This is a genomic window from Enterobacter sp. Taxon_8 (assembly GCF_058354585.1).
On record NZ_CM177989.1, the window covers coordinates 1,079,649 to 1,098,420 of the forward strand.

16 protein-coding genes are annotated in these 18,772 nt (G+C 57.1%); 13 read left to right on the forward strand and 3 right to left on the reverse strand.

All coding sequences use genetic code 11. From position 1 onward, the window contains the following. Positions 1-13 precede the first annotated feature (13 nt). The 7 genes from lepA (at position 14) to acpS (ending at position 6,479) form a co-directional block, all read left to right on the forward strand. Entirely contained in the window at positions 14-1,813 is a 1,800-nt protein-coding gene (lepA, locus tag AC4IBF_RS05200; RefSeq protein WP_023308849.1) for a translation elongation factor 4, read from the forward strand. Positions 1,814-1,828: 15 nt separating this feature from the next. Further along, complete coding sequence (gene lepB, locus AC4IBF_RS05205; protein ID WP_048978831.1) at positions 1,829-2,803, forward strand: signal peptidase I; 975 nt, start codon at positions 1,829-1,831, stop codon at positions 2,801-2,803. A gap of 222 nt (positions 2,804-3,025) precedes the next feature. Then, entirely contained in the window at positions 3,026-3,706 is a 681-nt protein-coding gene (gene rnc, locus AC4IBF_RS05210) for a ribonuclease III (protein ID WP_003860711.1), read from the forward strand. Next, on the forward strand, positions 3,703-4,608 hold the full coding sequence (gene era, locus AC4IBF_RS05215; protein WP_087449597.1) for a GTPase Era: 906 nt from the start codon (positions 3,703-3,705) through the stop codon (positions 4,606-4,608). Before rnc ends, era begins: the two co-directional genes overlap by 4 nt. An 18-nt stretch (positions 4,609-4,626) precedes the next feature. Further along, entirely contained in the window at positions 4,627-5,334 is a 708-nt protein-coding gene (recO, locus tag AC4IBF_RS05220; protein WP_133295452.1) for a DNA repair protein RecO, read from the forward strand. Positions 5,335-5,367: 33 nt separating this feature from the next. Continuing rightward, a complete protein-coding gene (pdxJ, locus tag AC4IBF_RS05225; RefSeq protein ID WP_133294943.1) occupies positions 5,368-6,099 on the forward strand; it encodes a pyridoxine 5'-phosphate synthase in 732 nt (243 codons plus the stop codon). Then, entirely contained in the window at positions 6,099-6,479 is a 381-nt protein-coding gene (gene acpS, locus AC4IBF_RS05230; RefSeq protein ID WP_023294331.1) for a holo-ACP synthase, read from the forward strand. The genes pdxJ and acpS overlap by 1 nt, the downstream gene beginning before the upstream one ends. Here the strand turns inward: acpS and AC4IBF_RS05235 are convergent. Then, complete coding sequence (locus AC4IBF_RS05235; protein ID WP_008502177.1) at positions 6,476-6,736, reverse strand: YfhL family 4Fe-4S dicluster ferredoxin; 261 nt, start codon at positions 6,734-6,736, stop codon at positions 6,476-6,478. The two genes, acpS and AC4IBF_RS05235, sit on opposite strands and share 4 nt — an antisense overlap. 46 nt (positions 6,737-6,782) lie before the next feature. Beyond that, the gene (locus tag AC4IBF_RS05240; RefSeq protein WP_133294942.1) at positions 6,783-7,631 is read right to left on the reverse strand and encodes a MurR/RpiR family transcriptional regulator; all 849 of its coding nucleotides are present in this window, start codon (positions 7,629-7,631) and stop codon (positions 6,783-6,785) included. Positions 7,632-7,748: 117 nt separating this feature from the next. On the opposite strand from AC4IBF_RS05240, the gene murQ reads away from it, so the two are divergent. The 4 genes from murQ to tadA are packed head-to-tail and all read left to right on the forward strand — an operon-like array spanning position 7,749 to position 11,217. Continuing rightward, a complete protein-coding gene (murQ, locus tag AC4IBF_RS05245; protein ID WP_367896869.1) occupies positions 7,749-8,642 on the forward strand; it encodes an N-acetylmuramic acid 6-phosphate etherase in 894 nt (297 codons plus the stop codon). 11 nt (positions 8,643-8,653) lie between these two features. After that, on the forward strand, positions 8,654-10,015 hold the full coding sequence (locus tag AC4IBF_RS05250; RefSeq protein WP_133294940.1) for a PTS transporter subunit EIIC: 1,362 nt from the start codon (positions 8,654-8,656) through the stop codon (positions 10,013-10,015). 3 nt (positions 10,016-10,018) lie between these two features. Then, a complete protein-coding gene (yfhb, locus tag AC4IBF_RS05255; protein ID WP_039263757.1) occupies positions 10,019-10,654 on the forward strand; it encodes a phosphatidylglycerophosphatase C in 636 nt (211 codons plus the stop codon). Between the two features lie 56 nt (positions 10,655-10,710). Continuing rightward, positions 10,711-11,217: a tRNA adenosine(34) deaminase TadA gene (gene tadA / locus AC4IBF_RS05260; protein ID WP_325849382.1), complete on the forward strand. Its 507-nt coding sequence runs from the start codon at positions 10,711-10,713 to the stop codon at positions 11,215-11,217. Here tadA and mltF read toward each other — a convergent pair. Then, complete coding sequence (gene mltF, locus AC4IBF_RS05265; RefSeq protein WP_325849383.1) at positions 11,105-12,655, reverse strand: membrane-bound lytic murein transglycosylase MltF; 1,551 nt, start codon at positions 12,653-12,655, stop codon at positions 11,105-11,107. The two genes, tadA and mltF, sit on opposite strands and share 113 nt — an antisense overlap. Before the next feature lie 266 nt (positions 12,656-12,921). On the opposite strand from mltF, the gene purL reads away from it, so the two are divergent. Further along, complete coding sequence (purL, locus tag AC4IBF_RS05270; RefSeq protein ID WP_115876016.1) at positions 12,922-16,809, forward strand: phosphoribosylformylglycinamidine synthase; 3,888 nt, start codon at positions 12,922-12,924, stop codon at positions 16,807-16,809. Positions 16,810-17,343: 534 nt separating this feature from the next. Beyond that, on the forward strand, positions 17,344-18,771 hold the full coding sequence (gene qseE / locus AC4IBF_RS05275) for a two component system sensor histidine kinase QseE/GlrK (protein ID WP_136195571.1): 1,428 nt from the start codon (positions 17,344-17,346) through the stop codon (positions 18,769-18,771). The last annotated feature ends 1 nt before the right edge of the window (position 18,772 follow it).

Sequence of the window (18,772 nt, forward strand, 5' to 3'; positions counted from 1 at the left end):
ATTATTTAACTATATGAAGAACATACGTAACTTTTCGATCATTGCTCACATTGACCACGGTAAGTCGACGCTGTCTGACCGTATTATCCAGATTTGCGGTGGCCTGTCTGATCGTGAAATGGAAGCCCAGGTTCTGGACTCCATGGACCTGGAACGCGAACGCGGTATTACCATTAAAGCGCAGAGCGTTACGCTTGATTACAAAGCGGCTGATGGTGAAACCTATCAACTAAACTTTATCGACACCCCAGGCCACGTTGACTTCTCCTATGAAGTTTCACGCTCGCTCGCGGCCTGTGAAGGCGCGCTGCTGGTGGTGGATGCCGGGCAGGGCGTTGAAGCCCAGACCCTGGCAAACTGCTACACCGCGATGGAAATGGATCTCGAAGTTGTGCCGGTTCTGAACAAGATCGACCTGCCAGCCGCCGATCCTGAGCGCGTAGCGGAAGAGATTGAAGATATTGTCGGTATTGACGCGACCGATGCCGTGCGCTGCTCCGCGAAAACTGGTGTCGGCGTCACCGACGTGCTGGAGCGCCTGGTGCGTGATATTCCGGCCCCGGAAGGCGATCCGGATGCCCCGCTGCAGGCGCTGATTATCGACTCCTGGTTCGATAACTATCTGGGCGTTGTCTCCCTAGTGCGTATTAAAAACGGCACCATGCGCAAAGGCGACAAAATCAAGGTAATGAGTACCGGACAGGTCTACAACGCCGACCGTCTGGGTATCTTCACGCCAAAACAGGTTGACCGCACCGAGCTGACATGCGGCGAAGTAGGCTGGCTGGTCTGCGCCATCAAAGACATCCTCGGCGCGCCGGTGGGTGATACCCTGACGGGTGCGCGCAACCCGGCAGATAAAGCGCTACCAGGCTTTAAAAAGGTGAAACCGCAGGTTTACGCGGGCCTGTTCCCGGTCAGCTCTGACGACTACGAAAACTTCCGTGATGCCCTTGGCAAGCTGAGCCTGAACGATGCCTCCCTGTTCTATGAGCCAGAAAGCTCAACGGCGCTGGGCTTCGGCTTCCGCTGCGGCTTCCTCGGTCTGCTGCACATGGAGATCATTCAGGAACGTCTGGAGCGAGAATACGATCTGGACCTGATCACCACCGCGCCGACGGTAGTGTATGAAGTTGAAACCACCTCGAAAGAAGTGATCTACGTCGACAGCCCGTCCAAGCTGCCGCCGCTGAACAATATTCACGAGCTGCGTGAGCCGATTGCCGAATGTCACATGCTGCTGCCGCAGGAGTTCCTGGGTAACGTCATTACGCTGTGTATTGAGAAGCGCGGCGTGCAGACCAACATGGTTTACCACGGTAACCAGGTCGCGCTGACCTACGAAATCCCGATGGCGGAAGTGGTGCTCGACTTCTTCGACCGTCTGAAGTCGACCTCCCGTGGCTATGCATCACTGGATTACAACTTCAAACGCTTCCAGGCCTCCAACATGGTGCGTGTGGACGTGCTGATCAACGGCGAGCGTGTGGATGCGCTGGCGCTGATCACCCACAACGACAATGCGCCTTACCGTGGCCGCGAGCTGGTTGAGAAGATGAAAGATCTGATCCCGCGTCAGCAGTTCGATATCGCGATTCAGGCGGCCATTGGCAACCATATTATCGCGCGTTCCACCGTGAAACAGCTGCGTAAAAACGTTCTGGCGAAGTGCTATGGCGGTGACGTCAGCCGTAAGAAAAAGCTGCTGCAGAAGCAGAAAGAAGGTAAGAAGCGTATGAAGCAGGTCGGTAACGTCGAGCTGCCGCAGGAAGCATTCCTTGCCATCCTTCATGTTGGTAAAGACGGCAAATAACCCTAAGGAGTTGGCATGGCGAACATGTTTGCCCTGATCCTGGTCATTGCTACCCTGGTGACAGGTCTGCTGTGGTGTCTGGATAAGTTTATCTTCGCCCCAAAACGTCGCGAACGTCAGGCTGCCGCACAGGCAGCCACTGGCGATGAGATTGACGCGAAAACCCTGAAGAAAGTCGGCCCGAAACCGGGCTGGCTGGAAACGGGCGCCTCGGTATTTCCGGTGCTGGCGATTGTGCTGGTGGTACGTTCGTTTATTTACGAGCCGTTCCAGATCCCATCAGGTTCAATGATGCCAACGCTGCTGATCGGTGATTTTATTCTGGTAGAGAAGTTTGCCTACGGCATTAAAGATCCGATCTACCAGAAAACGCTGATCGAAACCGGTCATCCGAAACGCGGCGACATCGTGGTGTTCAAATATCCGGAAGATCCGCGCCTCGACTACATCAAGCGCGCGGTAGGTCTTCCGGGTGATAAAGTGACTTACGATCCGGTTGCGAAAGAAGTCACCGTTCAGCCGGGCTGCAGCTCCGGTACCGCATGCGAAAACGCGCTGCCAATCACCTACTCAAACGTTGAGCCAAGTGATTTTGTGCAGACCTTCGCCCGTCGTAACGGCGGCGAAGCGACCAGCGGATTCTTCCAGGTACCGAAAGGTGAAACCAAAGAGGACGGCATCCGTCTGGTTGAGCGCAAAGAGACGCTGGGCGATGTGACGCACCGAATCCTCACCGTGCCAATCGCGCAGGATCAGCTGGGTATGTACTATCGTCAGCCGGGCCAGCAGCTGGCGAGCTGGATTGTACCGCCAGGACATTACTTCATGATGGGTGACAACCGCGATAACTCTGCGGACAGCCGTTACTGGGGCTTTGTGCCGGAAGCGAATCTGGTCGGTAAAGCTACCGCCATCTGGATGAGTTTTGAGAAACAGGAAGGCGAGTGGCCGACCGGTGTACGCCTGAATCGTATCGGCGGAATCCATTAATTCTCAATAAATGAACGCGTAGCCGCTTTAATTAGCGGCTACGTGAATTATTTCCACGATAAATCTCTTCGAACTAACGACATCCCCTGTCGTTGTGTATAGAATATTCCCCCGAAGTTTAAGGTTGGCCCTGCAAGGGTGCCACGGCACACGAAACCGCGTTGGTTTTCTCAGGTCGGTTTCGTGTGCTGCATTTTTGACGCATTCATTTATTGGTATCGCATGAACCCCATCGTAATTAATCGGCTTCAACGGAAGCTGGGCTACACTTTTCATCATCAGGAGTTGTTGCAACAGGCATTAACCCACCGCAGTGCCAGCAGCAAACATAATGAGCGTCTCGAGTTTTTAGGCGACTCTATTTTAAGTTTCGTGATTGCGAATGCGCTTTATCATCGTTTCCCGCGTGTGGATGAAGGGGATATGAGCCGCATGCGCGCCACGCTGGTTCGGGGTAATACCCTTGCGGAAATCGCGCGCGAATTTGAACTGGGCGAATGTCTGCGTCTTGGGCCGGGTGAACTGAAAAGCGGCGGCTTCCGTCGTGAATCTATTCTTGCCGATACGGTCGAAGCATTAATTGGTGGTGTGTTCCTGGACAGCGATATCCAGACCGTAGAAAAGCTGATCCTTAACTGGTATCAGACCCGTCTGGACGAAATCAGCCCGGGCGATAAACAAAAAGATCCGAAAACGCGTCTGCAGGAATATTTGCAGGGTCGTCATCTGCCGCTGCCGTCTTATCTGGTGGTGCAGGTTCGTGGCGAAGCGCACGATCAGGAATTTACCATCCATTGCCAGGTCAGTGGCCTGAGTGAACCGGTGGTGGGCACAGGTTCAAGCCGTCGTAAGGCTGAACAGGCTGCCGCCGAACAGGCGTTAAAAATGCTGGAGCTGGAATGAGCGAAGAAAAGACCTATTGCGGATTTATTGCCATCGTCGGACGTCCGAACGTTGGCAAATCCACTCTGCTGAATAATCTGCTTGGGCAGAAGATTTCTATCACCTCGCGTAAGGCGCAGACCACGCGTCACCGCATCGTCGGTATCCATACTGAAGGCGCGTATCAGGCGATCTACGTCGATACCCCGGGCCTGCACATGGAAGAGAAGCGTGCCATCAACCGTCTGATGAACAAGGCGGCGAGCAGCTCAATTGGCGACGTGGAGCTGGTGATCTTCGTTGTGGAAGGCACCCGCTGGACGCCGGACGACGAGATGGTGCTGAACAAGCTGCGTGACGGCAAAACGCCGGTCATCCTCGCGGTCAACAAAGTGGACAACGTGCAGGAAAAAGCCGATCTGCTGCCGCATCTGCAGTGGCTGGGTAGCCAGATGAACTTCCTCGACATCGTTCCGCTGTCTGCGGAGACGGGTCTGAACGTGGACACCATCGCGGGCATCGTGCGTAAGCATCTGCCGGAAGCGATTCATCACTTCCCGGAAGAGTACATCACCGATCGCTCTCAGCGCTTTATGGCGTCTGAAATCATTCGTGAAAAGCTGATGCGTTTCCTGGGCGCTGAACTGCCGTATTCTGTGACGGTGGAGATCGAGCGTTTCCAGAGCAACGAGCGTGGCGGCTACGACATCAACGGCCTGATCCTCGTTGAGCGTGAAGGGCAGAAGAAGATGGTGATCGGCAATAAAGGCGCCAAGATCAAAACCATCGGCATTGAAGCCCGTAAGGACATGATGGAGATGTTCGAAGCGCCGGTTCACCTCGAACTGTGGGTGAAAGTGAAATCTGGCTGGGCCGATGATGAGCGTGCTCTGCGCAGCCTCGGTTACGGCGAAGACCAGTAACTCAAGACGACGAGTATGATGGAAGGATGGCAGCGCGCCTTCGTTCTGCATAGTCGTCCCTGGAGCGAAACCAGCCTGATGCTGGACGTCTTCACGGAAGAGTCGGGCCGCGTGCGCCTTGTTGCCAAAGGCGCACGTTCCAAACGTTCTAACCTGAAAGGCGCCCTACAGCCTTTCACGCCGCTGCTGGTTCGCTTTGGTGGGCGAGGGGAAGTTAAAACCCTGCGCAGCGCCGAAGCCGTCTCCCTGGCGCTTCCTCTCTCCGGCATCACGCTCTACAGCGGTCTGTATGTCAATGAACTCATCTCTCGCGTTCTTGAACATGAGACTCGCTTCTCTGAACTTTTCTTTGATTATCTGCACTGTATCCAGGCGCTGGCTGGCGCAACCGGCACGCCCGAGCCTGCGCTGCGGCGTTTTGAGCTGGCGCTGCTGGGTCATCTTGGGTACGGGGTCGATTTTCTGCACTGTGCGGGCAGCGGTGACGAAGTGGAAGACTCCATGACCTACCGCTACCGCGAAGAAAAAGGCTTTATTGCCAGCGTCGTGATCGACAACAGCACCTTTACCGGGCGCCAGCTCCGGGCGCTGTATGAGCGCGAATTTCCCGATCAGGATACCCTGCGCGCAGCAAAACGCTTTACCCGGATTGCCCTCAAGCCGTATCTTGGCGGCAAGCCCTTAAAGAGCCGCGAATTATTCAGGCAGTTTGTGCCGAAACGTTAGACCACAGAATCGAAAAGAAAACCGAGGATTGTCATGGCTGAATTACTGTTAGGCGTCAACATCGATCATATCGCCACGCTGCGTAATGCGCGCGGCACGGCGTATCCCGATCCGGTTCAGGCGGCATTTATCGCTGAACAGGCTGGCGCCGACGGCATTACCGTTCATCTGCGCGAAGACCGCCGCCACATCACTGACCGCGACGTGTGCATTCTGCGCCAGACGCTGGACACCCGTATGAATCTGGAGATGGCGGTCACCGAAGAGATGCTGACCATTGCCTGTGAGACTCAGCCGCACTTCTGCTGCCTGGTGCCGGAAAAACGCCAGGAAGTGACCACCGAAGGCGGTCTGGATGTGGCCGGCCAGCTCGACAAAATGCGCGATGCCTGCAAGCGCCTGGCGGATGCCGGTATCCTGGTTTCTCTGTTTATTGACGCTGATTTCGCCCAGATTAAAGCGGCAGCCGACGTGGGCGCGCCGTATATCGAAATCCACACGGGCTGCTATGCTGATGCCAAAAACGATGCCGAGCAGGCGAAAGAGCTGGAGCGTATTGCTAAAGCGGCCACGTACGCCTCAAGCCTGGGCCTGAAGGTCAATGCCGGTCACGGCCTGACCTACCATAACGTGAAGGCCATTGCCGCCATTCCGGAAATGCACGAGCTGAACATCGGTCACGCGATCATTGGCCGCGCGGTGATGAGCGGCCTGAAAGAGGCGGTTTCAGAAATGAAACGCCTGATGCAGGAAGCGCGTCAGTAATGGCCATTCTGGGCTTGGGTACCGATATCGTTGAAATAGCCCGCATTGAAGCGGTGATCGCCCGCAGCGGCGATCGCCTCGCAAGGCGCGTGCTGAGCGATAACGAATGGGCCATCTGGGAAGCGCATCAGCAGCCGGTGCGTTTTCTGGCAAAGCGCTTTGCGGTAAAAGAGGCGGCGGCCAAAGCCTTCGGGACCGGCATTCGTAACGGTCTGGCGTTCAACCAGTTTGAAGTGTTTAACGATGAGCTGGGTAAGCCAAGCCTGCGTTTATGGGGCGAGGCGCAAAAGCTTGCAGAGAAGCTGGGCGTGAATCACATGCACGTGACGATCGCGGATGAACGCCACTATGCCAGCGCGACGGTGATCATCGAAAGTTAAAGTTTGTCCGCGTGGTGCATCAGGACAAACTTATCCCACAGCTGCTCTTCGCTCTCGACGTGCGCCGGATCCTTCAAAATGGTATTCGGGATCGGGCACACTTTCTGACAGGTCGGCGTTTCATAGTGGCCGATGCATTCGGTGCAGCGGTCGCTGTTAATCTCATAAATGCTGTCGCCCATCGAAATGGCCTGGTTCGGGCATTCGGGCTCGCACATATCGCAATTAATGCATTTTTTGGTAATTAACAGCGCCATCAGGAAATTCTCAGAAACAACACAAACTGGGCGGGCATTATACGCGTCAAACCAGTTTCTTTACCAGTTCTTCGCTGTGGCGAATGCGCTCTGGCGCTCGCTCCAGATCCTGCTGCACCAGCGCCATAAACAGCAGGTCCGTCAGCATCATTTGTGCGCTGGTGGACGAGATAGCCGCGCTGCGCGTGGCCTGCTCCTCGGCAATGGTATATAAACAGCGCGTGGCCCGCTGCTGCAGGGCATTCGGCGTAAAACCGGTGATTGCCAGAATTTTACCGCCGACGCGCAGCGCTTCATCAGTTGCCATGTTGATTTCACGACGCTCGCCGGAGTAAGAGATGGCCAGCAGCAGATCGTCAGGATCCATCGCCTGTACGGTCGCCAGCAGGGCGTGCATATCCTGTTCGACGATGGCGTTAAGGCCAATTTTCGTCAGCTTCCAGCCAAAGTTACGCGCCACAAGTCCGGACGCGCCGATGCCGGTCAGAACGATCCGCCGCGCGCTACGCAGCATCGCCACGCTCTCCATCAGCTTCTCTTCCGTATTCACATCGAGCGTCGCATGCATGGCGGCCACGTTCTCTTTGATCAGCTTTTCGCCGACCAGCCGCATCGGGTCATCGCCGCGGATCTGATTATGCACCGGCATGGACTGCGGATTGGGGTTGCTGACCAGCGCTTCGCTGATGGCCAGCTTGAGGGCAGGGAATCCCTTAAAGCCAATCTTCTGGGCAAATTTCACCACGCTGGACTGGCTCACGCCGGCTTCACTCGCCAGCTGCTGCGAGCTGAGATGGCGCGCGCGATCGGGTTGAGAAAGCAAAAAATCCGCCAGCTTCTTGTCGCTTTGGGCAAAGCCTGCGTAGCGCTGGCGAATGCGAATTAAACAGTTCATACGGTCTCCTGGCGAAAATGTGATTATCTGCGCAAATACGAATTTTGCTCGCCTGAATGAATTTTATATTCCATTATAGTGTGATTATTATGAATTAAAAATTCTTGAGGTACAAAAATGAATCTTGGCTCACTTGTTTCTGAAACGCGTAACCCGCAAACCATGGATCTGGATGCGCTCTCCACCCTGGAGCTGGTTAACCGCTTTAATCAACAGGATACGCTGGTCGCGCAGGCAGTGAAAGGGACATTACCCGATGTGGCGAAAGCGGTCGATGCGGCGGCGGAAGCCCTCAAGGCCGGTGGACGCATTATTTACATGGGCGCGGGGACCAGCGGGCGTCTTGGAGTTCTGGACGCGTCAGAATGTCCGCCCACCTTTGGGGTGCCGCATGGTCTGGTCGTTGGGTTAATTGCCGGTGGACCCGGTGCGCTGCTGAAAGCCGTTGAAGGGGCGGAAGATAACAAACAGCTGGGCGAGGATGACCTGAAGGCGCTGAATCTGACGGAGAAGGATCTGGTGGTCGGTCTGGCGGCATCCGGGCGCACGCCGTACGTCATTGGCGGCCTGGAATACGCCAACCAGACCGGCTGCACGACGGTGGCCATCTCCTGTAATCCAGGCTCCCCGATTGCGCAGGTGGCCGCTATCGCTATCTCTCCGGTGGTCGGGCCGGAAGCGCTCACCGGCTCCACGCGCCTCAAGTCGGGGACCGCGCAAAAGCTGGTGCTCAATATGATCTCCACCGGCGCGATGGTTAAGTTCGGTAAGGTGTATCAGAACCTGATGGTGGATATGCAGGCCACCAACGTCAAGCTGGTGGACAGAGCCTGCCGCATGGTGATGGAGGCGACGGGCGCAGGCCGTGAAGAGGCCGAAGCGGTACTCAAACAAACCGATCATGATGTTAAACCTGCCATTCTGATGATCTTAAGCGGGCTGGATGCGGCGACCGCGAGAGCAAAACTCGATGCGCATAACGGCTTCTTACGGGCGGCATTAGAAAACTAACAGAGGCGTCTATGGACAAAACAGCAGCGCTCGCCAGCGATATCCTTCAGGGGATAGGCGGGGAAAAAAATATTCAGCGTCTCGAAAACTGCATGACGCGCGTGCGCGTCGAGGTGCATGACGACGACCAGCTTGACGTGTCGCGTCTGAAGCAATTGTCTGGGGTCAGCGGCTACGTGAAACAGGGCCAGCAGCATCAGCTGATCGTCGGGCCGGGGAAAGCGGCGCAGGTTGTTGACGCCATGCGCGCGCTGATGGGCGTTAGCGCGAGCGTGTCGATTGACGATACTGAGCGCACTAAAGCGCAGGCGAAAGCCAAATACAAAGCCCCGATGAGCGATGCGCTGCGACAGCTGGCCAACGTCTTTATTCCGCTGATCCCGGCGTTTATTGCCTCGGGCCTGATCACCGGGATCATCAATATCCTCAAGCGACCGGATATCGTGGGGGATTTCGCCACGCAGTATCCGAACCTGCTGGGGATTCTCGGGATCTTCGGCAGCGCTGTTTTCGCCATCATGAACATTCTGGTTGGGGTGAATACCGCGAAGGTGTTTGGCGGATCGCTGGCGATGGGCGGCGTGATGGCGGGCATCTTGTCCAGCCCGCAGCTGGCGCAGATCACGCTGTTTGGTGAGGCGCTTCAGCCTGGCCGCGGCGGGGTGATTGCGGTGCTGCTGGTGGTCATCCTGATGTGCTGGATCGAGAAAAGGCTGCGAGCGATTTTGCCCGGCTCGATTGAGCTTATCCTCAACCCGCTGCTGACCACCCTGATTACCGGTAGCGTAGCGATTGTGGCCCTCCAGCCGTTAGGCGGGTGGATCTCTGAAGCCATCGCTCACGGTGCGTCTCTGGCGATTGACCGCGGCGGGCTGCTGGTTGGCGCGGTGCTGTCGGGTACCTTCCTGCCGCTGGTACTGACCGGCCTGCACCAGGGGCTGGTGCCGATCCACGTCGAGCTGGTGCAGGCGCACGGCTATAACGCGCTGCTGCCTATCCTGTCGATGGCGGGCGTGGGGCAGGTCGGCGCGGCGATTGCCGTCCTGATGAAAACCCGCAACGCGCGTCTGAAGAAAATGATTAAAGGCGCGCTCCCGGTCGGCCTGCTCGGCATCGGCGAGCCGCTGATTTTCGGCGTTACGCTGCCGCTGGGTAAACCGTTCCTCGCGGCCTGTCTGGGGGGCGCGGTAGGCGGGGCGCTGATCAGCTACTGGAAAGTCGCCACCGTGATCACCTTTGGGCTTTCCGGTTTACCGCTGGCATTAACCATCGTGACCGGAAAAGTGATGCTCTATCTGTTAGGCTATTTAGTAGCGGTGATCGCCGGGTTCCTTTTTACCTGGCTATTAGGATTCAACGACCCAGAGGAGTAAGGTTTGGCAAATCACGCGCGTCGCGTTGTCTTTTTCGATCTGGATGGAACGCTGCATCAGCAGGATATGTTTGGTACGTTTATGCGTTACCTGCTGCGGCGTCAGCCTCTGAATGCGCTGCTCGTGCTACCGCTCTTACCGGTTATCGGTATCGCGCTGCTGGTGAAAGGCCGTGCGGCGCGATGGCCGATGAGTCTGCTGCTGTGGGGATGTACCTTTGGGCACAGCGAAGCGCGGCTCAAACAGCTCGAAAAGGATTTTGCGCACTGGTTTCGCGGTCACGTTGCGGCCTTTCCTGTTGTACAGGCGCGCCTGACCAGCTACCTCGACGCGAACGATGCCGACATCTGGCTGATTACAGGTTCCCCGCAGACGCTTGTGGAGCAGGTCTACTTTGATACCCCCTGGCTTCCGCGCGTGAATCTTATCGCCACGCAAATTGCCCGCGGTTACGGCGGCTGGGTGCTAACCCTGCGCTGTCTGGGGCATGAAAAAGTGGTCCAGCTGGAGAAACGCATCGGTACGCCGCTGCGCCTGTACAGCGGCTACAGCGACAGCAAACAGGACAACCCGCTGCTCTATTTTTGCCAGCATCGCTGGCGCGTCACGCCGTCAGGTGAACTCCAGCAACTCGAATAGTCTTATCCATAAGGGGTGTGTATAATGCCGCCGCTTTTCGACTGGAGTATCAACCGTTGTCCAACCCTGAATACAATCATGAATACTGGATGCGCCACGCGCTAACGCTCGCTCAGCGTGCCTGGGACGAGGGCGAAGTGCCCGTAGGCGCCGTGCTGGTCCACAATAACCTGGTGATTGGTGAAGGGTGGAACCGTCCCATTGGCCGCCACGATCCTACCGCGCACGCCGAAATTATGGCGCTTCGTCAGGGCGGTCTGGTGCTGCAAAACTATCGCCTGCTTGATACCACGCTGTATGTGACGCTGGAGCCGTGCGTGATGTGTTCCGGGGCGATGGTGCACAGCCGGATCGGGACTCTGGTTTTCGGGGCGCGGGATGAAAAAACCGGCGCGGCCGGTTCACTGATGGACGTGCTGGGTCACCCGGGGATGAACCACCAGGTGAAGACTATCGGCGGGGTGCTTGCACCAGAGTGTTCGGGGCTATTAAGTGATTTCTTTCGAATGCGCCGTCAGCAGAAAAAGCAGCAAAAGGCAGAATTGAAGCTGTCGGGCGATTAAGTTCGTCCGGCGCCACGACAGGGTAGCTTTGAGCCAGCCGTTTGGCCTCCGTCGCCTCTTTCTCTTTCTCCAGCAGATACCCGACCAGGCTAATCTGATATTTACGGATATTTTCCACGTAGGCGTAGGCTTCATGCCCGCGCGCGTAGCCGTATGTCAGTTTGTTATACCATGGCTTCTGGCTCAGCAGCGGCAGGCGCTGCTTTACGTCTGACCAGCTGTCCGGGTTGCCTTTCGTTTTGGCCGTTAATGCTCGCGCATCCAGCATATGCGCATAGCCCATATTGTAGGCCGCCAGCGCGAACCAGATCCGCTCCTCTTCCGGCACCGTTTCCGGTACTTTGGCCATCATATCCTGCAGATAACGCGCGCCGCCGCTGATGCTTTGTTCGGCATCGGTACGGTCATTCACGCCCAGGCTCAGCGCGGTATTTTTGGTTAACATCATCAAACCACGCACGCCAGTCGGGGACGTGGCCTGGGTATCCCAGTGGGATTCCTGATACGAAATAGCCGCCAGCAGTTTCCAGTCAATTTCCTGGGCGTATTTTTCGAACAGCGGCTGCAGGTCCGGCAGGACGCTGTCTACCGCGCGCAGGAAGCTGCGGGTGTCAACGTAGTCAAAGTCATCGCCGTGCCCGAGGTACTTCTCCTCCAGACGCGCCAGGGTACCGTCTTCATTGATGGTGTTGAAAAAATCAAGCATCGCGGCAGAGAAGGTCTGATCGTCATCAAGCTGGCTAAACCAGGTCACGGGCTGCTCGTCGGTAACGTCCAGCGCCACGGCGATTTCAGGGTGCACGCGCTGGAACAGGCTGATTGCGACCGAATCGGCAATGGTGTAGGGCACTTTCTGGTCTTTTACCTGCTCAAGCAGCTCCGTCGTGCCGAGTTTCGGATCCACCGTCCAGCTCAGGTCGGGATATTTTTTCTCCTTGAGCTCACGCAGGTCGTCAATCACCACGTGGCCGGGCGCAATCGTCAGCTGCCGATCGTTAATCGAAGCCAGCGAGCGCGGGCGCAGGCTCCCGACGCGGTAAACTAGCTGCTGCGAAACGGAATAGTAGGTCGGGCCCGGCTGGTAGTTCTTGCTGCGCTCGCTGTTATACACCAGCCCGGCGGCAAGCATGTCGGCATCGTCGTTATCGAGGTCGTCAAAAAGCTGATTTATATTCTGGCGGACGGTGATTTTAAGCTTCACGCCAAGATAATCGGCGAACTGTTGTGCCAGCTCATAATCCAGACCAATGATTTTGCCGTTGATGTCGCTGTAAATGAGCGGGGAGTTGAGGGTACTGACGCGCAATTCCCCCCGCTCCTGAATGGCGGCGATACGGTTTTCGGCTTTGCCGAACCAGGGGATAGAAGGCCAGAGGGCCACTGCCAACAGCAACGTTACAATGCCGATGAGCAGATAATTAATCTTTAATTTTTTCAATTAGTTAATTCTCTGCGACGCCGGTTGCCTCAGTTTGCTGTAGCCATGTTAATAATAAGGTTTGCCATTGAATGAGCGGCATTTTGCGTAAACTTGCGCCACTTGGCAACCAATTAGAGAGACAGGTCACATCTATTGTTAAACCTCTGGGCAAATTTTATTTCGACGCAAACGGTTTCGTCGGCGCTCAGGATTCTCTATAATGACGCCCGTTTTCCCCCTTGCGCACACTGTAAGCGCCCCGGCGCTTCGAAGACGAGAGACTTATGATGGAAATTCTGCGTGGTTCGCCTGCACTGTCTGCCTTCCGTATCACTAAACTGCTGGCACGTTTTCAGGCGGCCGACCTTCCGGTAAGCAATATTTACGCTGAGTATGTCCATTTTGCTGACCTGAATGCCCCCCTGAATGCAGAGGAGCGCGTACAGCTGGAACGCCTGCTCAAGTATGGCCCAAGCCTCAGCAGCCATACGCCAACCGGCAAACTGATCCTTGCGACGCCGCGTCCGGGCACCATCTCCCCCTGGTCTTCCAAAGCCACCGACATCGCCCACAACTGTGGCCTGAGCCAGATTAACCGCCTGGAGCGCGGCGTGGCGTACTACGTGGAAGCCTCAACCCTGAGCGACGCGCAGTGGCAGGCGGTTGCGGCTGAGCTGCACGACCGCATGATGGAGAGCGTATTTGCCTCTCTCGATGACGCACAGAAGCTTTTCTCCCACCATCAGCCTGCGCCAGTACAGAGCGTGGACCTGCTGGGGCAGGGCCGTCAGGCACTGATCGACGCCAACCTGCGTCTCGGCCTGGCGCTGGCAGAAGACGAAATCGACTACCTGCAGGATGCGTTCGTTAAGCTCAACCGTAACCCGAACGACATCGAACTTTACATGTTCGCGCAGGCTAACTCTGAGCACTGCCGCCATAAGATTTTCAACGCCGACTGGATTATTGACGGCGAACAGCAGCCGAAGTCGCTGTTCAAAATGATCAAAAACACCATGGAGCAAACCCCTGACCACGTGCTGTCTGCCTATAAAGACAATGCCGCGGTGATGGAAGGCTCCGAGGTGGGCCGCTTCTTCGCCGATCGCGAAGCAGGGCGCTATGACTTCCATCAGGAGCCCGCGCATATCCTGATGAAGGTTGAAACCCACAACCACCCGACGGCAATCTCCCCGTGGCCGGGTGCGGCTACCGGCTCCGGCGGTGAAATCCGTGACGAAGGGGCGACTGGTCGTGGTGCAAAACCAAAAGCGGGTCTGGTCGGTTTCTCCGTCTCCAACCTGCGTATCCCGGGCTTTGAACAGCCGTGGGAAGAAGATTTCGGCAAGCCAGAGCGCATTGTAACCGCCCTGGATATCATGACCGAAGGTCCGCTGGGCGGCGCGGCGTTTAACAACGAGTTTGGCCGTCCGGCGCTGAACGGTTACTTCCGTACCTATGAAGAGAAAGTGGACAGCCACAACGGCGAAGAGCTGCGCGGCTACCACAAACCGATCATGCTGGCAGGCGGGATTGGCAACATCCGTGCCGATCACGTGCAGAAAGGCGAGATCGTCGTCGGCGCGAAGCTGATCGTACTCGGCGGCCCGGCGATGAACATCGGTCTGGGCGGCGGTGCGGCCTCTTCGATGGCCTCCGGCCAGTCTGATGCGGATCTCGACTTCGCGTCCGTGCAGCGTGACAACCCTGAGATGGAGCGCCGCTGCCAGGAAGTGATCGACCGCTGCTGGCAGCTGGGTGATGCCAACCCAATCCTCTTCATCCACGACGTGGGCGCGGGCGGCTTGTCCAACGCCATGCCGGAGCTGGTGAGCGACGGCGGCCGCGGCGGTCGCTTCAACCTGCGCGACATCCTGAGCGATGAACCGGGCATGAGCCCGCTGGAAATTTGGTGTAACGAATCCCAGGAGCGCTACGTGCTGGCCGTTGCGGCGGACCAGCTGCCGCTGTTTGACGAGCTGTGCCGCCGCGAGCGCGCGCCGTATGCCGTCATCGGTGAAGCGACCGAAGAGCAGCATCTCTCCTTGAGCGATACACATTTCGACAACCAGCCGATCGATCTGCCGCTCGACGTCCTGCTCGGTAAAACGCCGAAGATGACCCGCGACGTGCAGACCCGCAAGGCTGCGGGAAAAGCGCTGGATCGCCAGGGCATCACCGTGGCAGAAGCGGTTAACCGCGTGCTGCACCTGCCTGCTGTGGCAGAGAAAACCTTCCTGGTGACCATCGGCGACCGTACCGTGACCGGTATGGTATCCCGCGACCAGATGGTCGGCCCTTGGCAGATCCCGGTGGCGAACTGCGCCGTGACCACTGCGAGCCTCGACAGCTACTACGGCGAAGCGATGGCGCTGGGCGAACGCACCCCGGTGGCGCTGCTGGACTTCGCCGCCTCTGCCCGTCTGGCGGTCGGTGAAGCGCTGACCAACATCGCCGCGACGCAGATTGGCGATATCAAACGTATCAAGCTCTCCGCAAACTGGATGGCCGCAGCCGGCCACCCGGGCGAAGATGCTGGCCTGTATGAAGCCGTGAAGGCGGTGGGTGAGGAGCTGTGTCCAGCCCTCGGCCTGACCATTCCGGTGGGTAAAGACTCCATGTCGATGAAAACCCGCTGGCAGGAAGGTAACGAGCAGCGCGAGATGACCTCTCCACTGTCGCTGGTGATCACCGCGTTTGCCCGCGTGGAAGACGTGCGTCACACCGTTACGCCGCAGCTGGCGACTGAAGATAACGCCCTGCTGCTGATTGACCTGGGTAAAGGCCACAACGCGCTGGGCGCCACCGCGCTGGCGCAGGTTTACCGTCAGCTTGGCGATAAGCCAGCCGACGTGCGCGACGTGGCGCAGCTGAAAGGCTTCTACGACGCGATTCAGGCGCTGGTGGCGCAGCGTAAGCTGCTGGCCTACCATGACCGTTCCGACGGCGGCCTGCTGGTGACCCTGGCAGAGATGGCCTTCACCGGCCACTGTGGCGTGGAAGCCAACATCGCTACGCTTGGCGAAGACCGTCTGGCTGCGCTGTTCAACGAAGAGCTGGGCGCCGTGATTCAGGTGCGTGCAGCGGATCGCGATGCGGTTGAAGCGATTCTGGCGAAGCACGGTCTGGCAGACTGCGTCCACTATCTGGGTAAAGCCGTTCAGGGCGACCGCTTCGTCATTGAAGCAGACGGCCATGCGGTGTTCAGCGAAAGCCGAACCACGCTGCGCATGTGGTGGGCGGAAACCACCTGGCAGATGCAGCGCCTGCGTGATAACCCTGAATGTGCCGATCAGGAGCACAACGCGAAGGCCAATGACCAGGATCCAGGCCTGAACGTGAAGCTCTCCTTCGACATTAACGAAGACATCGCTGCGCCGTACATTGCGACCGGCGCGCGTCCAAAAGTGGCGGTGCTGCGCGAGCAGGGCGTTAACTCCCACGTTGAGATGGCTGCGGCCTTCCACCGCGCGGGCTTTGATGCTATCGACGTCCACATGAGCGATCTGCTGGCCGGACGTACCGGTCTGGAAGATTTCCAGGCGCTGGTGGCGTGCGGCGGCTTCTCCTACGGCGACGTGCTGGGCGCAGGCGAAGGCTGGGCGAAGTCCATCCTGTTTAACAGCCGCGTGCGCGACGAGTTCGAAACCTTCTTCCACCGTCCGCAGACCCTGGCGCTGGGCGTGTGTAACGGCTGCCAGATGATGTCTAACCTGCGTGAGCTGATCCCGGGCAGCGAAGCCTGGCCGCGCTTTGTGCGTAACCAGTCTGACCGCTTCGAAGCGCGCTTTAGCCTGGTGGAAGTGACCCAGAGCCCGTCTCTGCTGCTGCAGGGAATGGTCGGTTCACAGATGCCAATCGCCGTTTCCCATGGCGAAGGTCAGGTAGAAGTGCGTGATGCTGCGCATCTGGCTCAGCTGGAGAGCAAAGGCCTGGTGGCACTGCGCTTTGTCGATAACTTCGGCAAAGTCACAGAAACCTACCCGGCTAACCCGAACGGCTCCGCCAACGGTATTACGGCGGTAACCAGCGAAAGCGGTCGCGCGACCATCATGATGCCGCACCCGGAACGCGTGTTCCGCACCGTGAGCAACTCCTGGCACCCGGAAAACTGGGGCGAGGACAGCCCATGGATGCGTATCTTCCGCAATGCGCGTAAGCAATTGGGTTAAGTTTTAGTCCCACATCCTTCCAGGCCCGGTAAGCGAAAGCTCAACCGGGCTTTTTTATTTGTGTCGCATAATTGCGACAGACCGGCAACTTAAGTGTCTCCAAAAAGAGACATTTAAGTTATTGATATATATATGGCAGGAAAGGTTTCCGTTAAGGTGTTGCTTAATAGCGACACTTAGCCTGAAAATCATTCAACCGATAATTAACAAGCTTAACGAGTAAAAACATTATATTTCAATATGTTAACATTTTGTTTTGCATTCTGGCACGGGCGTTGCATAATATTAACCAGTGGCTCATTCACCTTCTTATGTCAGCCCCTTCGGGAAGCGCTACATAAACTTCGAATGACGCACAAAAAGGTGCCTGCCGTCCAACTACTGATCATAGCGATGCTTTATCAGGCCAGGGCGAAACGTCGAGTTAGGCACCGCCTCATTCCATGACAAAGCCGGGTTTTTACCCGGCTTTGTTGTATCTGAAGGGCAGACTCAGTTACGCTCTGCGTAAACCCCCATTAAGAGAGTAATGCGTTGAAACGCTGGCCCGTTTTCCCCCGCTCCCTGCGGCAGCTCGTCATGATGGCCTTCCTGCTGATTCTGCTGCCGCTGCTGATCCTTGCCTGGCAGGCGTGGCAAAGTCTGAACGCGCTGAGCGCGCAGGCGGCATTGACCAACCGCACGACGCTCATCGACGCCAGACGCAGTGAAGCGATGACCAACGCAGCCCTGGAGATGGAGCGTAGCTATCGTCAGTATTGCGTGCTTGACGATCGAACGCTGGAAAAGGTTTATCAGAGTCAGCGCAAACGCTACAGCGAAATGCTGGACGCTCATGCGGGGGTTTTGCCTGACGACAGGCTGTATCAGGCGTTACGTCAGGATCTGAACGATCTCGCGCAACTGCAATGCAGTAACAGCGGCCCGGATGCGGCCGCCGCCGCACGCCTCGAAGCTTTTGCCAGTGCCAACACCGAGATGGTGCAGTCAACGCGTACGGTGATTTTCTCCCGCGGTCAGCAGCTTCAGCAGGAGATTGCCGAGCGCGGCCAGTTCTTCGGCTGGCAGGCGCTGGTGCTGTTCCTGGTGAGCCTCGGGCTGGTTCTGCTCTTTACCCGCATGATCATCGGCCCGGTGAAGGGTATCCAGCGGATGATCAACCGCCTGGGGGAGGGGAAATCGCTCGGGGATACGGTCGCCTTTAAAGGTCCCCGCGAGCTGCGATCCGTAGGCCAGCGCATTATCTGGCTGTCCGAGCGCCTGGCATGGCTCGAATCACAGCGCCATCAGTTCCTGCGCCATATCTCCCATGAGCTTAAAACGCCCCTGGCCAGCATGCGCGAAGGAACGGAGCTGCTGGCGGATGAAGTGGCAGGGCCACTTACGCCCGAACAGAAAGAAATTGTCGAGATCCTGGATAACAGCAGCCGGAATCTACAGAAGCTGATTGAGCAACTGCTGGATTACAACCGCAAGCTGGCTGACGGGGCGGTCGTACTGGAAAACGTCGAAATTGAACCGCTGGTGGATATGGTGTTATCCGCCCATAGCTTGCCAGCAAGAGCTAAAATGATGCATACCGGTGTAGAGCTGAATGCGCCGACCTGTCTGGCTGAACCCATGCTGCTAATGAGCGTGCTGGATAATCTTTATTCCAATGCGGTGCACTATGGTACTGAATCCGGTAACATTTATATCCGAAGCTATACGAAGGGTTCCCGGGTGTTTATCGACGTCGCTAACACCGGCACCCCGATCCCCGATGACGAAAAAACCATGATCTTCGAGCCCTTTTTCCAGGGGAGTCATCAGCGGAAAGGTGCGGTGAAAGGAAGCGGTCTGGGCTTGAGCATTGCCCGGGACTGCATACGACGCATGCAGGGTGAGCTAAACATTGCCACGGACGAACGTTCGGATGTTTGCTTCCGTATTGAACTGCCCCTGAGCCGGAAAAATCAATAAA

Bases quoted from the DNA above. Each gene is read 5' to 3' on its own strand.
- lepA (WP_023308849.1), top strand. From the start codon at position 14: ATGAAGAACATACGTAACTTTTCGATCATTGCTCACATTGACCACGGT.
- lepB (WP_048978831.1), top strand. From the start codon at position 1,829: ATGGCGAACATGTTTGCCCTGATCCTGGTCATTGCTACCCTGGTGACA.
- rnc (WP_003860711.1), top strand. From the start codon at position 3,026: ATGAACCCCATCGTAATTAATCGGCTTCAACGGAAGCTGGGCTACACT.
- era (WP_087449597.1), top strand. From the start codon at position 3,703: ATGAGCGAAGAAAAGACCTATTGCGGATTTATTGCCATCGTCGGACGT.
- recO (WP_133295452.1), top strand. From the start codon at position 4,627: ATGGAAGGATGGCAGCGCGCCTTCGTTCTGCATAGTCGTCCCTGGAGC.
- pdxJ (WP_133294943.1), top strand. From the start codon at position 5,368: ATGGCTGAATTACTGTTAGGCGTCAACATCGATCATATCGCCACGCTG.
- acpS (WP_023294331.1), top strand. From the start codon at position 6,099: ATGGCCATTCTGGGCTTGGGTACCGATATCGTTGAAATAGCCCGCATT.
- AC4IBF_RS05235 (WP_008502177.1), bottom strand. From the start codon at position 6,736: ATGGCGCTGTTAATTACCAAAAAATGCATTAATTGCGATATGTGCGAG.
- AC4IBF_RS05240 (WP_133294942.1), bottom strand. From the start codon at position 7,631: ATGAACTGTTTAATTCGCATTCGCCAGCGCTACGCAGGCTTTGCCCAA.
- murQ (WP_367896869.1), top strand. From the start codon at position 7,749: ATGAATCTTGGCTCACTTGTTTCTGAAACGCGTAACCCGCAAACCATG.
- AC4IBF_RS05250 (WP_133294940.1), top strand. From the start codon at position 8,654: ATGGACAAAACAGCAGCGCTCGCCAGCGATATCCTTCAGGGGATAGGC.
- purL (WP_115876016.1), top strand. From the start codon at position 12,922: ATGATGGAAATTCTGCGTGGTTCGCCTGCACTGTCTGCCTTCCGTATC.